At 42.1% G+C, this 15,911-nt stretch carries 14 protein-coding genes; 6 read left to right on the top strand and 8 right to left on the bottom strand.

The genetic code is table 11. From position 1 onward, the window contains the following. The first annotated feature begins 24 nt into the window (after positions 1-24). Both Q0037_RS02840 and Q0037_RS02835 read left to right on the top strand, forming a co-directional pair. Positions 25-1,200, top strand: coding sequence for an iron-containing alcohol dehydrogenase (locus Q0037_RS02840; RefSeq protein WP_297515157.1), 1,176 nt, complete (start codon positions 25-27; stop codon positions 1,198-1,200). 229 nt (positions 1,201-1,429) lie between these two features. Further along, positions 1,430-2,425, top strand: coding sequence for an NAD(P)H-dependent glycerol-3-phosphate dehydrogenase (locus Q0037_RS02835; protein ID WP_297515154.1), 996 nt, complete (start codon positions 1,430-1,432; stop codon positions 2,423-2,425). Between the two features lie 50 nt (positions 2,426-2,475). On the opposite strand, the gene Q0037_RS02830 is transcribed toward Q0037_RS02835, so the two are convergent. The 3 genes from Q0037_RS02830 to Q0037_RS02820 are packed head-to-tail and all read right to left on the bottom strand — an operon-like array spanning position 2,476 to position 7,186. Then, the gene (locus Q0037_RS02830) at positions 2,476-2,925 is read right to left on the bottom strand and encodes a lipocalin family protein (RefSeq protein WP_297515151.1); all 450 of its coding nucleotides are present in this window, start codon (positions 2,923-2,925) and stop codon (positions 2,476-2,478) included. A gap of 1 nt (position 2,926) precedes the next feature. After that, positions 2,927-4,297 (bottom strand): DUF5689 domain-containing protein, encoded by a 1,371-nt coding sequence (locus tag Q0037_RS02825; RefSeq protein WP_297515149.1) that lies wholly within the window; start codon positions 4,295-4,297, stop codon positions 2,927-2,929. A gap of 18 nt (positions 4,298-4,315) precedes the next feature. Next, positions 4,316-7,186, bottom strand: coding sequence for a TonB-dependent receptor (locus Q0037_RS02820; protein ID WP_297515147.1), 2,871 nt, complete (start codon positions 7,184-7,186; stop codon positions 4,316-4,318). A gap of 136 nt (positions 7,187-7,322) precedes the next feature. Here Q0037_RS02820 and Q0037_RS02815 point away from each other — a divergent pair, with 136 nt between their 5' ends. The 3 genes from Q0037_RS02815 to Q0037_RS02805 all read left to right on the top strand — a co-directional run bounded on the left by Q0037_RS02815 (position 7,323) and on the right by Q0037_RS02805 (position 10,647). Further along, positions 7,323-8,429: an endonuclease/exonuclease/phosphatase family protein gene (locus Q0037_RS02815; RefSeq protein WP_297515145.1), complete on the top strand. Its 1,107-nt coding sequence runs from the start codon at positions 7,323-7,325 to the stop codon at positions 8,427-8,429. A gap of 76 nt (positions 8,430-8,505) precedes the next feature. Next, on the top strand, positions 8,506-9,039 hold the full coding sequence (locus Q0037_RS02810; RefSeq protein WP_297515143.1) for a 3-hydroxyanthranilate 3,4-dioxygenase: 534 nt from the start codon (positions 8,506-8,508) through the stop codon (positions 9,037-9,039). Between the two features lie 54 nt (positions 9,040-9,093). Continuing rightward, positions 9,094-10,647 carry an aldehyde dehydrogenase family protein gene (locus Q0037_RS02805; protein WP_297515139.1) on the top strand — a complete coding sequence of 518 codons (1,554 nt, stop codon included), beginning with the start codon at positions 9,094-9,096 and terminating at the stop codon, positions 10,645-10,647. A gap of 90 nt (positions 10,648-10,737) precedes the next feature. Here Q0037_RS02805 and Q0037_RS02800 read toward each other — a convergent pair whose 3' ends face one another. From Q0037_RS02800 to Q0037_RS02780, 5 genes are all read right to left on the bottom strand, one after another. After that, a complete protein-coding gene (locus Q0037_RS02800) occupies positions 10,738-11,310 on the bottom strand; it encodes an alkylphosphonate utilization protein (protein WP_297515136.1) in 573 nt (190 codons plus the stop codon). Positions 11,311-11,324: 14 nt separating this feature from the next. After that, positions 11,325-11,819 carry a DUF6646 family protein gene (locus Q0037_RS02795; RefSeq protein WP_297515127.1) on the bottom strand — a complete coding sequence of 165 codons (495 nt, stop codon included), beginning with the start codon at positions 11,817-11,819 and terminating at the stop codon, positions 11,325-11,327. Positions 11,820-11,879: 60 nt separating this feature from the next. Further along, positions 11,880-12,617 (bottom strand): metallophosphoesterase family protein, encoded by a 738-nt coding sequence (locus Q0037_RS02790; RefSeq protein ID WP_297515125.1) that lies wholly within the window; start codon positions 12,615-12,617, stop codon positions 11,880-11,882. Further along, entirely contained in the window at positions 12,614-13,762 is a 1,149-nt protein-coding gene (locus Q0037_RS02785) for an ATP-binding protein (RefSeq protein ID WP_297515122.1), read from the bottom strand. The genes Q0037_RS02790 and Q0037_RS02785 overlap by 4 nt, the downstream gene beginning before the upstream one ends. Before the next feature lie 93 nt (positions 13,763-13,855). Continuing rightward, on the bottom strand, positions 13,856-14,725 hold the full coding sequence (locus tag Q0037_RS02780; RefSeq protein WP_297515119.1) for an aldo/keto reductase family oxidoreductase: 870 nt from the start codon (positions 14,723-14,725) through the stop codon (positions 13,856-13,858). A 163-nt stretch (positions 14,726-14,888) separates the two neighbouring features. On the opposite strand from Q0037_RS02780, the gene Q0037_RS02775 reads away from it, so the two are divergent. Then, a complete protein-coding gene (locus Q0037_RS02775) occupies positions 14,889-15,893 on the top strand; it encodes a MoxR family ATPase (RefSeq protein WP_297515116.1) in 1,005 nt (334 codons plus the stop codon). Positions 15,894-15,911: the final 18 nt, after the last annotated feature.

Here is a 15,911-nt window from a genome sequence, read left to right as displayed (position 1 = left end):
GAATGAATTACCTTTGGACTCATAATTTTTTTTTTTTTTTTTAATTTTGAACTATACAATCCGGTCCATTATATTTTTGGCCAGGGACAAATCGCTAAATTGGCGGAAGTAACGCCCAAAAACACTAAGATTTTATTGGCGTATGGAGGTGGAAGTATCTTTAAAAATGGCGTTTATGACCAAGTAAAAGCAGCTTTAGCAGACTTTGAACTTTTGGAGTTTGGTGGTATCGAACCCAATCCGCGCTACGAAACCTTGATGAAGGCTGTGGAATTAATCCGAACTGAAAACATTGGTTTTATCTTGGCCATCGGCGGCGGAAGTGTGATTGACGGGGTGAAATTTATTTCGGCGGCAGTACACTACCCGGGTAATGCGATTGAAATCTTGAAACAACGCATTTTATTTAAAGATGCCTCGGTTTGTGTGCCTTTTGGAACGGTGTTGACGTTGCCCGCAACGGGTTCGGAAATGAATTCGGGCGCCGTTGTCACCATTGAGGCAACCCAAGAAAAATTAACCTTGGGCGGTAGTGCATTGTTCCCCAAATTCTCGATTGTAGACCCCACAGTGATTGCTTCGTTACCGAAACGGCAATTGCAAAACGGGGTGGTCGATGCCTTTACCCACGTGATGGAGCAGTACGTAACGTATCCCCACGATGCGTTATTGCAAGACCGTATTGCGGAGAGTATTTTACAAACCTTGATCGAAATTGGTCCTTCGGTAGTCGAAAACCCTACCGATTATAAATTGGCCTCCAACTTTGTGTGGTCGGCAACAATGGCCTTAAACGGGTTGATTCAAAAAGGAGTGCCTTCCGATTGGGCGACGCATATGATTGGTCACGAATTAACCGCTTTGTATGAGATTGATCATGCGCGCACGTTGGCGATTATCGGTCCGAACCTCTATCGTGTAATGTTTGATACCAAAAAAGAGAAGTTGGCACAATTCGGGCAACGCGTTTGGAATTTATCAGGTTCTACCGAAGAAATTGCAAAAGCAGCGATTGATAAAACCGTGGACTTTTTCCATACGATGGGCATGAAAACCCGTATTTCGGAAAATGCTGAAAATATTGAAGGCACAGCAGATTTTATCGTGCAACGCTTTGAAGAACGTGGTTGGTTGGGACTAGGAGAACGTCAAAATGTAACGCTCGAAAAAGTACGGGAAATAGTTACCCTCAGTTATTAATTGATTTTGCTTAAAAACACAAAAGGCGTTCGATATTATACCGAACGCCTTTTTTTCAACCCAAAACAAAAATTCACTAAACTAACCTTTGAATGGATAACGAGGGTAAAAACATGAAATTGTCATGTGCTGTGTTAAAATAAACGTTAAAATTTTTAATGTCCCAATTCGGTGGAATCTTGGGTAGCCGAAATAAATACCCTATTTTTGAAAAATCAAACCCACACACATGCAAAAACAACCTAAAGTTGCGGTGATCGGTGGCGGCAGTTGGGCCACAGCCATCGCCAAAATGCTATGCGTTAACTTGGACGAAATTGCCTGGTACATGCGCAACGGTTCGGCCATTGACCATTTAAAAGCCTACAAACACAATCCGAACTATTTGAGCTCGGTGGAATTTGATATTACCAAATTACGGTTGACACAAGACATCAATGAAGCAGTTGCTTATGCCGATTATGTGATTTTTGCCATTCCTTCGGCCTTTTTAAGCCGCGAATTGGAAAAGTTGACCGTGAGTCTGGCGGATAAGATTATCTTCTCTGCCATCAAAGGTATAGTGCCCGAAACATTTTTGATTGTCGGCGAACATTTTCATACCACCTATGCGATCCCTTACCACAATATTGGAGTAATCACGGGGCCTTGTCATGCCGAAGAAGTAGCGCTAGAGCGTTTATCGTATTTGACTATTGCGTGCGGGGACACCAAAAAGGCGCGGGTCATGGCAAAGCTATTGGCGGGGAATTATATTAAAACCAAAACCTCTGATGACATCATTGGGACCGAATATGCGGCTATGTTGAAAAACATTTACGCCATTGCGGCGGGAATTGCGCATGGTTTGGGCTATGGTGATAATTTTCAATCGGTGATTATGAGTAATGCGATTCGGGAGATGAAGAAATTCATTAAGAAAGTCCACCGTATGAAACGCAACATTAACAACTCGGCCTATTTGGGCGACTTGCTCGTGACGGGCTACTCGGTTTTTTCCCGCAACCGCATGTTTGGAAACATGATTGGAAAAGGCTATACCGTTAAATCGGCCATGATGGAAATGAGTATGGTCGCTGAAGGCTATTACGCTGTAAAAAGTGCCTACAAACTCAACCAAGATTATAAAGCAAAAACGCCCATTATTGATGCGGTGTATGCCGTATTGTATGAAGGGAAAGATGCCAAAAGCACTTTTAAGAAATTAACCGAACAATTGGATTAAAAAAAAGAGCCTCAACATTGAGGCTCTTTTTTTGGGTTTATTTTCATTGACTATACCTTAGTCATTTTTAGGTAAACCAATTGACTGGAGTTACTGGTGGTGTATGCCACAACAATTTCAGTATAGGTTAACGACACAATGGTTAGCGATTGCGTAATTACTTGAGTCGAGCCTCCAGCATTGGTAGTATAACGCAACGTTAGATTGGTAGACAAGCGGTTGTACGTTCCCGAAATCGATTGGTTGGTACACGTTCCTGAATTCACAAAATCGTTTTGTTGATACGTAAGATCGGCATTGAAGATGTAATTGTCTTTATCACAATTGGCATCATTCACATAATTGGTGTAGTTGATGGCGCCTTGTGCATTCATAGTACCTGTTTGCGAAATTTCCCATTTTCCCACGAGGTAATTTTGTTGCACAAACGTCTCTTCGTCTTCACCACAAGCGGTAAAAAGCAAGGGGAATGCCATTAAAAGGAATACGAACTTCTTCATCTTATTGTGCAATAACTTCAATGTTGTCAATTTGGTACGTAGAGGTAATGTTGTTGGTACCCCCTACATAACGGAACGAAATGTAAACTGTTCCTGTATAAGCTGATAAATCCACATTTCCTGAACTGGTAAAGTTGGTCGGGAAACTAGTCGTTTGCGCTGCAAAAGTAGCGGGCAATTGCGTCCATGTCGCTGCGTTTACATCAGCGGCCAATCCTGAACCGTTATAATTGGTTGAAACCCATACCGTAACGGCTTCTCCATTGGCAAAACCAATTTTTGAACCAAAACGTAAGAAAGCACCTGTGGTCCCTGTTAAGTTGATTCCGGGTGTAATTAAACGTGTATCTACGTTATTTTCTGCTGGGGTTAACCCAAAAGGCGAAAACTGTGCATATTTGTTTCCACTGAAGATACGCGCTTCCCATTTTTCATTTCCACTATTCATTGACACGTTACTCCATCCGGGTAAAGCAATGAATTGGTTGTTACCGGTGTTGGCAATTCCTTCGAAGTTTTCAGAGAACAAAGGCACCAAACGAGGGCCTGTCAACTGGATATCGTCTTCAGTACGCGCTACAAACTGGTAATCAGTACCAAATTTTGTCAAAATTCCACGCACTTTTCCACGGCCTGAAGCCACAGGTCGAGAAGCGAAGTTGGCAAAACTACTGGTTCGGAAAATTACTGTATTTCCATCGGCATCTACCAATAAGTGATTGGTCGCCCCCCCTAAATCATTATTAGCATCATAATAAGTTGTCGTTATCGCTTGGTTGGAAAACTGAACATTATCCAACTCCACCAACGTATTGATGTTGGCATCGTTCAACAATTGAGGAATGGTTAGCGTTCGCTTTAATTGATCTTCAGGAACAATCGTACAGGCTTTGTTTAAAACCGTACGGTATAACGCAGGTGCCAAACGACCCACTGACGCAGTTCCAGTAGAATTTACAAACAAACCTCCAAAACGACGACCTCCGTTACTTACGTCAGTGTATAAATCTTTCATTTTGATCAATACTTTACGTCCGGGTTCAAACGTAATAAACGTTGACGTCACATCTACAGGTACACTGAACGCAGAAGGAACAGGATTCGCTGTCGTTGGAATCGTTTGGAACGAAATCGATTTGAAGAAGTTACCGCCTTTATCGGAAGAAACCACATAGGCTTCAATTACATCATCTTGTGTATATTGAGCTACGGTAGACCCAGCGGTAATTTGAGAGACTTCTTTGGTTTTCACCAAGGTTGTTTCGATACAATTGACTTGAGGAGTATCGTAATCATCGTCGTTCACACAACCGACAAAAGTACTTGCTAAAAGCGTTAGCGCAAGAACGGGTTTAAAAAAAGTTGTTTTCATATTGTGCTTTTATTTTTTTTAGAAATTAATGTAAAAGTTGAAGAAGTAGGTACGTCCGAAACCGTAGAAGTAACGTGGTGCAAAAGCAGGAGTTCCACTAGAGACATCTTGGTTTAACTCACGGAAATTAGCATTTCGTGCTTGTTCAAATCCACCGGTCTTGTACCTTACATCAAAGATATTATTTAAAGTGGCAAATAAACCCAAAGTAATGGGGTTTTTACCTGAAATTCTCCATGACTTCCCACCTGTTAAGTTCACAAGCGTATATGGGTTGAATTTTTCTTGTTTCAACAACTGATCCACACGTTCTTGTGTAGCTTCTGGGAATTGGAATCCATTAGCATCTAGAGGATTACGTAAGAAACTATTGGTGCGTAATACCGAAGAAACATCCAAATACGTATCGGCCAAGTAGTTAACGTTGGCACCTACCCACCAGAACTTAGGATCACGGTACTCTAATCCTACCGCATACGCTTGATTTGGGATTCCAGGTTGACGGTAGTTTTTCAATTTAGATTCTCCTAAGTTAACTAAAGTCGACAATCCACGAGCTGCACGGGTGTCATCATTCAACACAACATTAGGATTGCTGTTGTAGGTAAACTGTCCGTAAGAGGCAGCGGCTGTAACTTTAATGGTTGAAGTAATTTGGTATTCCAATCCTAACTCCGCACCGAAATTCAATTTATCCAATCCTGTAACAATTTCAGCCACGAAAGCATCGCCTCCATCGCCATCGTTATCTTCGAAAGCTCCCTCTGCAAAGAAGAAAGAGGTTTCGGTAGCGTTTTGGATATTGGCATAATACGCGGTGATACGTGCTTTGAAGGTTGGCGTTTTGATGGCATAACTCAAATCCAAGTTGGATACCCGCTCGCTTTGTAAGTTGCGGATAGGCGTATTGCTCAAACGGGCATTGAAAAACACATTACGCATCGAAGGCGCTTTGGTCATGAAAAGACTATTCATGGTCAAGAAATGTTTTCCTGTAACTTTATAGGTTAAGCCTCCTTTGAATCCAAAGTTGTCAAAATCTACCTTGTCACTTTTTCCAAAAGAAGAGTTGGCATAAATTCCATTGCGGTACAATCCTTCGCGTTGGTATGTTTTGCGGCTAAACGATTGTCCCAAATAGAAATCTACTTTTTTGTACGTAAATTTAAACTGCGTAAAGGCATCGATATGATCGGCAAACAAGTTGTAATTATATCCATATTTATCCCCCTCACCCACACGACGATTCGGGTTATTTAAGTCAGGTTGTTGTGCTGTTCCAGACTGAAATGGATCGACATCTACAAAATGAGAACCGCCCAATAAATCGGTCAACATTTGGAAGTTAGCCGATTTCAAACGACTATAGCTTGCACCACCATTCATTACAATTTTATCCGACAATTGTGAACTTAAAATGGTATTGGCTACAAACAAATTATCATCCGTACGGTCTTCGTATAAAACGTATTTACTTTCAGCGGCTTGACGACCGATTTCATTTCCATTGGCATCCAAGATAGGCGTCGTATTGGCGCGGTACATGGCATTCCAATCGATTTGACGTTGGGTTAAGAACGGTGCATCCATAGCTCCCACTAAATTAGGGGTAAAAACACCTCCTAAACCACCGGGTTGGTAGGCTGAAGCAGGAACCACTGAAGGGTCATTTTGATATAAAGAAGTAAAATAACTTGGTAAATTTTGGTAGTACGTTGGATCGGGATTTGCGGCGTTCACGAAGTCCAAGCGCGAGTTTCCGATTTTACCAAATTGGTACATTACATTGGAGGTCAAACGTGTTTTGTCATTTAACTTCCAATAGTGTGTAAGCATTAAAATAGGTTCATCCACCTCGCGGTCACGAGAATTGCGTTTTTCCCCATCTTGCCAACCCCAGAAGGAGTTATAGTTCACTCCAGCAATACTGTTGATTTCGTCGGTATTGGAAGAGTTACGACCACGACGGTTTTGTGCATAAATAGCCGTTAAATTCAAACTATGGTCGTCGTTGATTCGTTTTTCAATACTGGCAAAAAGGGAGTTTGCAGAATAATCGGTTCCTTCAAAATACGCTTCTTGTGCCCAACGACGGGAGGCCGAAATGACAAACGCCCATCCATCGGCATTCATTCCTGAAGCATGGGTAGCCATAGCACGCCAATTGTAGTTGGTATTGGTCCCTGCATACGACAAACGGGTCCCTTTACGGTAGATTGATGCGCGGGTATTGATTTCTTGCGTTCCTAAAATTCCACCAAAGGTATAATCAGACGGTGCTGAACCCATGGTAAATTCTTGGTTACGAGTCGCATCGTTTAGCCCCCCCCAGTTCCCCCATTGTGGACGATTATCCAACAATTTATTCATCACTACTCCATTAATCATGGTAGTCGCATATTCATTGTCTAAACCACGGATACGGAAACGAGCTTGTCCCCAGTTGAACGCGGCAGCTTGTTGATACGTATCCCGCGACGCTTGTAACAAACCAGCCGTATTTTCAGAACCGCTGTTGTCGTCGTTCAAGTCGTTTTCCAGAATCGTAATCAAGTTGATTTGCTGCTCCAAGGTCACATCCTCTTCCAAGATAATTAATCCTAAGTCGGAAATCTGACCCTTTGCAACTTCTACATTTAGCAGTTGGTCTTTAAATCCAGTACTGCTGACTTTCAAAAGGACAGCTCCAGGATTTAAATCGTTGAATACAAACTCCCCCTCGCGGTTGGTCACTTGGGTAAAGTTGGTGTTCTGAATAGAAACGATGACGTTTTGCAAGGCCTTGTTCGTCTTCGCTTCCACTACTTTACCTTTCACTCCGCTTCCAGATTGCGCTACGGCAGCCCAGCACTGAAGGAGTAGTAAAGTAACATAAACAAGTTTTTTCATAAATAAAGCTATGTTAATTTTTACATAAAAAAAGTTAAGATAAACTTAACAGCCAGCAAAGGTACATTTTTTCATTATAATATTTACTTTTGGCGTGAAGTTTGCGCAAGCTTAACTTTATTTTAAATTGACTAAAATGAAAAAAATTAAAAATATCGTGTTTGTTTTTACCATATTAGCAGCAAACACCCTGTTTTCTCAAGGAAAATTCGAACTCCACACCGTTGCCTTTTACAATTTCGAAAACCTCTTTGACACCATTAACCAAGAGAATAATGACGAGGAATGGTTGCCAAACGGAGCTCAAAATTGGACCCATAAAAAATACCGTCAGAAATTACACAACCTTTCGAAGGTGCTTTCTGAAATTGGAACCGGGGAGCAACAAACCAACAGTCCCGTACTTATTGGGGGTTGTGAAATTGAAAACCGAGGCGTGTTGGAAGATTTGGTGAAACAACCCTTGTTGGTTAATAAAGATTACGGCATCATCCATTTTGATTCGCCCGACAAACGCGGTATTGATGTGGCTTTACTGTATCAGAAAAAACATTTCAAGCCCACCAGTTACACAAGTATTCCACTCTATATTTACCGCACTATGGAAGGAAAAGGCGATAAAGACAAAGACAAGGAAAAAGAAGAATCCGACGATAAAGTTGAAACCGATAAATCCTCCGATCGTGTCTATACCCGTGATCAATTGTTGGTCACTGGGTTGTTGGATGGTGAAGAAGTGAGTATCATCGTCAACCACTGGCCTTCCCGTTCGGGTGGTGAAAAAAAGAGTGCGCCGTTTCGTGAAGCCGCTGGTTTGTTGAACCGTAAGATTATGGATTCATTGTTTGCCATTAACCCCAAAGCAAAAATCATTACCATGGGGGACTTAAATGACGGTACCTACAATAAAAGTGTAAAAGAAGGTATTGGCGCCAAACGTAAAAAAGAGGACGTAAAGGAAAAAGGAATTTACAATCCTTTTGAAGAAATGTTTTACAAAGGTCATGCAACCCTATTCCACCGTGATGCAGGCGATATTTTTGATCAAATCATGGTTTCGGAAGCCTTAATTGATAAAAATTACAAGAAGTTCCAATATTGGAAAGCTGGGATTTACAACAAACCCTATATGATTCAAAATTTTGGGCAATACAAAGGCTATCCGCTACGGCATACGCTCACTGAAATTGGCTACAGCGACCACTTTCCGGTATATGTCTACCTCGTTCGGGAAGTGAAATAATACAGAAAGTCAGCTGCCGCTGACTTTTTTATTTTGTACCTTTCGTGTCCTAATTTTTACCTTAAATTGAATCCCTATGGCAGCGGCAAAACCCTTTAACCTTCCGCAATGGATTACAAACAACAAACACCTTTTGCAACCTCCTGTGGCCAACAAAAATCTGTACGTCGATTCAGGAGACTACATCGTCATGATCGTTGGTGGTCCCAATGCCCGCAATGATTTTCATTACAACGAAACGGAAGAGCTTTTTTACCAATTGGAAGGAGATATTACGGTTTACATTCAAGAAGAAGGTGAAAAAAAGGCTATCGCTTTGGGACCTGGGGACCTATTTTTACTTCCTGCCCGAACGCCGCACTCTCCTACCCGTACCGAAGGCTCTATCGGTTTGGTGATTGAACGTAAGCGTGAAAACCAAGGGTATAAAGATGGATTGCTTTGGTATTGTAGCCAATGCAATCATAAACTCCATGAGGTCTATTTTGAATTGACCGATATTGAAACCGATTTTTTACCCCATTTTAAGGCTTTCTACACCTCGGATACCTTGCGGAAATGTACCCAATGCGGCACAGAAATGCCTGTACATCCGAATTTTATAAAATAGCTTTTTTTTACGCGAGAATCCGTTATTTTTGACCCAACAAACAAACTAGAATATATGGCAACTATTGCACAACAATTCGGCATGACCGAAGCCTTGGAACTTTTAGGAATTAAAGCGGTAAATGAAGGAACATCTACCGGAAACAATTGGTTTTCGGGAGGGGAGTTAATCGAAAGTTACTCGCCTGTCGATGGCCAATTAATTGCTAAAGTTAAAGCATCTACCGAAGCTGATTACGAAAAAGTAATGCAAGCGGCTACCGAAGCTTTTAAAACCTTTCGTTTGATGCCAGCCCCGAAACGCGGTGAAATCGTGCGTCAATTTGGAGAAAAATTACGTCAATATAAAGAGCCTTTAGGTAAACTGGTTTCCTATGAAATGGGGAAGTCTTACCAAGAAGGTTTAGGCGAAGTACAAGAAATGATTGACATCTGTGACTTTGCCGTAGGTTTATCGCGTCAATTGCACGGTTTGACTATGCACTCGGAGCGCCCTTCCCACCGTATGTATGAACAATACCATCCGCTAGGCGTGGTCGGAATTATTTCGGCCTTCAACTTTCCGGTGGCCGTTTGGTCGTGGAATACGGCTTTGGCTTGGATTTGTGGAGACGTTTGTGTGTGGAAACCCTCTGAAAAAACACCGTTGTGCGGGGTAGCTTGTCAAAATATCATTGCGGAAGTTTTGCGTGAAAACAACTTGCCCGAAGGAATTTCCTGCTTGATCAATGGCGATTATAAAATCGGACAGTTATTAAACCGTGATACGCGAGTGCCTTTGGTTTCGGCTACGGGTTCAACGCGTATGGGTAAAATTGTAGCCAAAGAAGTAGCGGCACGTTTGGGTCGTTCGTTATTGGAATTAGGCGGTAACAATGCCATTATTGTAACGCCAGATGCCGACATTAAAATGACCGTTATCGGAGCCGTTTTTGGCGCTGTGGGAACCGCAGGACAACGTTGTACCTCAACCCGTCGCTTAATTATTCACGAAAGTATTTATGATAAAGTGAAAGATGCTGTTGTAGCTGCTTACGGGCAGTTACGCATTGGTAACCCTTTGGATCAAAACAATCACGTGGGGCCACTTATCGACACCCATGCCGTAGAGCAGTATAACAAAGCCTTGGCACAAGTAGTCGCTGAAGGCGGTGAAATTTTGGTGGAAGGCGGCGTGCTTACCGGCGAAGGATACGAAAGCGGTTGTTATGTAAAACCCGCGATTGCCGCAGCAAAAAATGATTTTGCTATTGTACAGCATGAAACCTTTGCTCCCGTATTGTATTTGTTGAAATACAGTGGAGACGTAACAGAAGCGATTGAAATCCAAAACGGTGTGGCCCAAGGATTATCCTCTGCAATTATGACGAATAACTTACGGGAAGCCGAAGCCTTCTTATCGGCTGCCGGTTCCGACTGTGGAATTGCGAATGTAAATATCGGCACCTCAGGGGCCGAGATTGGGGGTGCTTTTGGTGGTGAAAAAGAAACCGGAGGTGGCCGTGAATCGGGTTCCGATGCTTGGAAAGTCTATATGCGCCGTCAAACGAATACGATCAACTATTCGACCAGTTTGCCTTTGGCACAGGGAATTAAGTTTGATTTATAATTTCTTTTTTAGAGTATAGAAGAAAGAAGCAAGAGAAAAGAAAAGCGTCCTGTAAAATTGGGACGCTTTTTTTATGGATTTTAAAAATTGTTATTTGGTTTTCTTCACATACTGCGTTAGAATGACGATATATTGCCCTTCAACCCGACCTTCGATTTGGTCGACATTGTCCCAAACCAATTTGATGTTATGCACTGCAGCTCCACGTTTGGCCGTAAAATTGGCACCTTTCACATCCAAATCTTTGATCAACACCACCGAATCCCCGTCGTTAAGGATATTCCCATTGCAATCCTTATGAATGATTTTCCCATCCTCTTCTTCGCCTTCACCGGTGGCTTTCGCCCATTCCAAAGCTTCTTCATCCAAGTACATCATTTCGAGTAAATCGTGGTTTTTCAATCGTGCCAACATACGCCAAGAAACGATTTGTACCGGCAGATGCTCGCTCCACATACTATCGCTTAAACCGCGCCAATCGTTGGGATCGGTCGTTTCTGGATTTTTGATTTGGTCTTTTAATTTTTTAGAAATAAGAATACAATTTTCTATACTTTCTGTGGTTTTGGGTCCCACAGTATAGACCACTAAGTCTTCCGTAGCTCCACTAATTTCGCACACTGCACCACTGCGGTCGTGTACTTTTTTTTCTATAGGGGTCATTCGCTTCGGCGGAATTATAAATTAAAGGACGCGCCGATATTGAACAAGAACTGATTGTTGTAGTATTCGTACCCTACCACATCTGAATCGTATCGGGAAAAAGGAGCGCTAAATTCGGTGTACAATCCAAAGCCATTGGTAAAAAAGTAACGCACTCCAAGATGCCCCCCAAAGTTGCGTAAGCCCAAACTTAAGCCGGGATAAATATCTAGTTTTTCATCTATTTTGAATACGTTTCCAATATTAGCATTAAAACGCAATCTTAAATCCGCACGGTCTTCAAAACGGGGCTTAAAACTCAAATCATGTTCCGCATTCAAAATGTAATTGGTCATGATACCCAGCGAGATATTTTCTCCAATCCCGAAATCGGCTGTCACAGCGATACCATTTCCGCCGTCTTGAAAGGTAGCACCCACTTGTCCTTTTACATCGCCTTTCCCTTTAAATGCTTGTGCTTGTAATCCGAGTGTAGCGCCTAAGGCTACGAACATAAGTAGTCGTTTCATAACTGAGCGTTTTTGATGGAACAAAGATAAAAATTCCTGACTCCTACGGGGAAAATCGAGTTAATTTCTTCCTTTTTCGTTGGGATACAACTGCGGCAAAGGTTCGCTTTGCCAAAACGCTTTGGTGGCGACATCTAGAACGGTAAGCGGCCCAGTAAAGGCAGCCCCAGTATCGACATTCCAAACCCCTGCTTTGTGCACGGGAACCGTTTGTCCTATTTTGGTAACGGGTGTATGACCAATGTATATTTCGGAATAAAGTGTTAATCGCCTTGGATAGAATACGCTCTCGGGTGATAAAGTATCGGGTAAAGCCAAGGCCATTTCCCATAACGTACGGTCCCAGTACACCATTCGAGGATAATACTCATAAGCAATCCCATTCATATTGGTAAATCCCGCATGAACAAACAATCGATTTTGGTCATCTAAATGGAAATTCTTTAGGGCTTTAAGGAAAGTGATATGTTCTTTTTTTCGCGCTTCATTCACCTTTTCATAGGCTAAAACGGTAGCCTCTCCTCCGTGTTTGTACCATTGCCCTTCATCGATATTTTCATTGCGTTGTTCTAACCAATTCAACACCAATTCATCGTGGTTACCCCGAATAAAAATACAGTGGTGGTGGTGTTGGAGTTCGATTAAATAATCCAATACCTCTGGCGACTGACTCCAGCCGTCGACATAATCGCCCAAAAAAATCAAGGTATCACGGGTACCCAATGAAGCGCGTTCAACCACTTGATGCAAAGCGCGTAAACCACCGTGTATATCTCCGATAACTAATGTTCTACTCATGAATCTTTATTATATTTTACTTTCCGCAACACCCGCATTGCTTCTTTAAAATTGGTGTATACCTCAGCTCGGGGAATCTGTTTCAAAACAGGCTTGGCTTCGATCAGTTTGGGTTTAGCTTCCTCAAATCCGTTAAGGTAACACAGCATTAGAGTGTACGGCAAATATTCCAAATCATGGAATTCCCTTTCGGAAAGCGCCAATCCTTTTTGCAATTTATCAAGTAATGCCAATCCCGCATTAAAAATATGATACAACATTTTTCGGTTGTATTGCGGGGGTTCAAAAAGCATAGTGGTTTCTATTTTATAATATCCATTGTCAAAAAAAGTGAGCTTTTGGGCTTCCAAAGGGTAATAACTCGTTTGGTCATTCAACCCCAACGGTACATATTCTGTAATGGTAAAAGAGCTTTCGTCATAGGTGATGGTCACTACGTCTTGCGCCGAATAAAAGAGTTTGATTTGCTCGTTGACCAACTCGATATCTACCCGTGATAGGAAGTGGGTGTTGCGAATTTTTTTGGGCACACCTGACCAACAAATGACAAAGAGTTCGCGAAACACCCGGTACTGAGACGGCATATCCCGATGGCGGTTGTTAACAAAATCAATCACACTGTCTAACGTATGTGCGATGCTGTTGCGCGAATTGTTTTCGATACGCAATACGGTCTCAATATTTAACTTGGTATACGGAATTTTATCTTCAGTAGGGACAGAATTACTACCAATACGAACAAATGCAGCTTGGGCGGGAATCGTATGAATTCCTTTTTTAAAAAACGAAGGTTTGGATTTGGGTCGGATGGTCACCAAACCGACTACGCGATCTTTGGGCAAATTGGGAAAAGGAACGTTCTCGTATTGAATTTTAGGCGGATTCTCTAAAAAAGCGTTGACTAGGTTTTGAATATGACTGTCGTCAAAAAAATCATCGCCCACCATTTCATTCGACTCGTCTTCGACCCCAACCACGATATACGAATTGTTGGAGGGATTGGAATTGGATAAGGCACAAATGTGCTTTAAAAACTTTGCTTTTCCTTCTTTGGTGTGCAAGTTCAGTTGTCTTTTTTTATCATAGAAACTGCTCTCATCATTATGAGCAAGCAAATTTCGAATCAAAAGACGTTTATTAATCATGAAACTGAATTACTGAACACTAAACACTAAACACTGAACACTGTACACTGTACACTGAACACTGTACACTGTATACTGTATACTGTATACTGATTACGGCACCTTATTCCCCATACTTTCCGTCCAAATAGCAAACCAATCCAAATCGGTCAAAGGCAACTCAACGGCTTTCATCAGTTGCTGAATCCTAGCAATATTAACGGTTCCGGCCACAGGAATAACGCGCGCGGGATGCTTCAACACCCAAGCCAACAACAACGTATCTGAACCTACTTCATATTTTTCAACCAATTGCACCAACAGTTTTTTCAAACGACGGGTCTGCTCAATGTCCTCTCGAAAAACCGTTCCCAAAGGATTCCAAGACATTGGCGTAATTTGATGCAATTGCATATAATCCAAACTTCCGTCCAGCATAGGTTGGAAATGAGTCGCCGAAAACTGTATTTGGTTGTATTGAACCGCTGTACGTTGGCGAATTAACTCGGTTTGGAAGGGGGTAAAATTGGATACCCCAAAATCGTGAATCTTTCCTTGTGCGCGAAGTATTTCTACTGCTTCGGCAATTTCATCGGGCTGCATCAAAGGACTGGGGCGATGCAACAACAAGACATCTAGGTAATCGGTCTGCAGGTTTTTAAGCGAATTATCGACACTCCAAAGTATATAATCCTTTGAATAATCATAATGTTTCAGCGTATTGGATCGGCCTTGGGTATGTTGTATCCCACATTTAGAAATCAGCTGAATACGATCACGCGACAACCCACTTTGCGTAAACGCTTGACCAAACTCAGCCTCGGTGGTATAGCCTCCATATATATCCGCATGGTCAAATGTGGTGATTTGATTGTCAACACATACGCGAATCAAATGCGCCATTTCAGCCGTGTTGAGTTTTTTATCCCGCACGCCCCAATTCATCGTTCCTGCAATCACAGGAGAAAGCACTGTTTTTTTCATAGCTTCTTAAAAGTCTAAAAATAGTAAAATGAAATCATAATTCTGGCTTAATACTATGGAAAATAAGGAACATTTAACGCATCATTAACATCGGTTTGGGGATTAAATCTTCAATTTTGAATTGTTAAAATTTAAAGGTTATATTCGCAAAAAAATAGCATTTATGGAAGAAAATTCAACGGCTTTGGATATCCGAGCAATTAATGAAAAAATTGAGCGGGAAAGTGCCTTCATCGACTTGCTGACCATGGAAATGAACAAAGTGATTGTAGGACAAAAGACGATGGTCGAGCGCCTACTGATTGGCTTGTTGGGACAGGGACATATTTTATTGGAAGGAGTGCCCGGTTTGGCCAAAACCCTCGCCATCAATACCTTGTCAAAAGCTGTTCAAGGATCGTTTAGCCGAATTCAATTTACACCCGATTTGCTGCCGGCTGATGTGGTGGGAACGATGATTTACAACATCAAGCAAAACGAATTTTCCATCAAAAAAGGGCCCATATTTGCCAATTTCGTCCTTGCCGACGAGATAAACCGAGCCCCCGCTAAAGTCCAATCGGCCTTGCTTGAAGCCATGCAGGAAAAACAGGTGACCATTGGTGAAACCACGTTTCCCTTAGACAAACCGTTCTTGGTCTTGGCGACTCAAAACCCCATTGAACAAGAAGGAACCTATCCGCTCCCCGAGGCACAAGTAGACCGCTTTATGTTGAAAACAGTCATTGACTACCCCAAAATCGATGAAGAACGTTTGGTAATTCGTCAAAATTTAAAAGGGTCCTATGAAACGGTACGCCCCGTAGTTACGGTGGAACAAATTCTGCGCGCACAAGAGGCTGTTCGGGAAGTGTATATGGATGAAAAAATTGAAAAATATATTTTAGATCTCATCTTTGCCACTCGTTATCCTGAAAAATACGGCTTAGAAAGTCTTAAACCTCTAATTAGTTTTGGAGCCTCCCCTCGGGGAAGTATTAATTTGGCTACCGCGGCCAAATGTTATGCCTTTATCAAACGTCGAGGCTACGTCATCCCTGAGGATGTGCGCTCGGTTGTGCATGATGTCCTTCGCCACCGCGTGGGCGTAACCTATGAAGCCGAAGCCGAAAACATCACCTCAGTCGACATCATCAACAAAATTGTCAATCAAATCGAAGTACCCTAAATCAATTGACAGTTTGCA

It is taken from the genome of Flavobacterium sp., from assembly GCF_027482425.1.
Taxonomy (GTDB): Bacteria; Bacteroidota; Bacteroidia; order Flavobacteriales; family Flavobacteriaceae; genus Flavobacterium.
Note: the sequence above shows the minus strand (reverse complement) of the source record. Positions and strands in the feature narration are given on the sequence as shown.

Excerpts from the sequence above, each read along its gene's own strand:
- Q0037_RS02835 (WP_297515154.1), top strand. The coding sequence starts at position 1,430 with ATGCAAAAACAACCTAAAGTTGCGGTGATCGGTGGCGGCAGTTGGGCC.
- Q0037_RS02830 (WP_297515151.1), bottom strand. The coding sequence starts at position 2,925 with ATGAAGAAGTTCGTATTCCTTTTAATGGCATTCCCCTTGCTTTTTACC.
- Q0037_RS02825 (WP_297515149.1), bottom strand. The coding sequence starts at position 4,297 with ATGAAAACAACTTTTTTTAAACCCGTTCTTGCGCTAACGCTTTTAGCA.
- Q0037_RS02820 (WP_297515147.1), bottom strand. The coding sequence starts at position 7,186 with ATGAAAAAACTTGTTTATGTTACTTTACTACTCCTTCAGTGCTGGGCT.
- Q0037_RS02815 (WP_297515145.1), top strand. The coding sequence starts at position 7,323 with ATGAAAAAAATTAAAAATATCGTGTTTGTTTTTACCATATTAGCAGCA.
- Q0037_RS02810 (WP_297515143.1), top strand. The coding sequence starts at position 8,506 with ATGGCAGCGGCAAAACCCTTTAACCTTCCGCAATGGATTACAAACAAC.
- Q0037_RS02805 (WP_297515139.1), top strand. The coding sequence starts at position 9,094 with ATGGCAACTATTGCACAACAATTCGGCATGACCGAAGCCTTGGAACTT.
- Q0037_RS02800 (WP_297515136.1), bottom strand. The coding sequence starts at position 11,310 with ATGACCCCTATAGAAAAAAAAGTACACGACCGCAGTGGTGCAGTGTGC.
- Q0037_RS02795 (WP_297515127.1), bottom strand. The coding sequence starts at position 11,819 with ATGAAACGACTACTTATGTTCGTAGCCTTAGGCGCTACACTCGGATTA.
- Q0037_RS02790 (WP_297515125.1), bottom strand. The coding sequence starts at position 12,617 with ATGAGTAGAACATTAGTTATCGGAGATATACACGGTGGTTTACGCGCT.
- Q0037_RS02785 (WP_297515122.1), bottom strand. The coding sequence starts at position 13,762 with ATGATTAATAAACGTCTTTTGATTCGAAATTTGCTTGCTCATAATGAT.
- Q0037_RS02780 (WP_297515119.1), bottom strand. The coding sequence starts at position 14,725 with ATGAAAAAAACAGTGCTTTCTCCTGTGATTGCAGGAACGATGAATTGG.
- Q0037_RS02775 (WP_297515116.1), top strand. The coding sequence starts at position 14,889 with ATGGAAGAAAATTCAACGGCTTTGGATATCCGAGCAATTAATGAAAAA.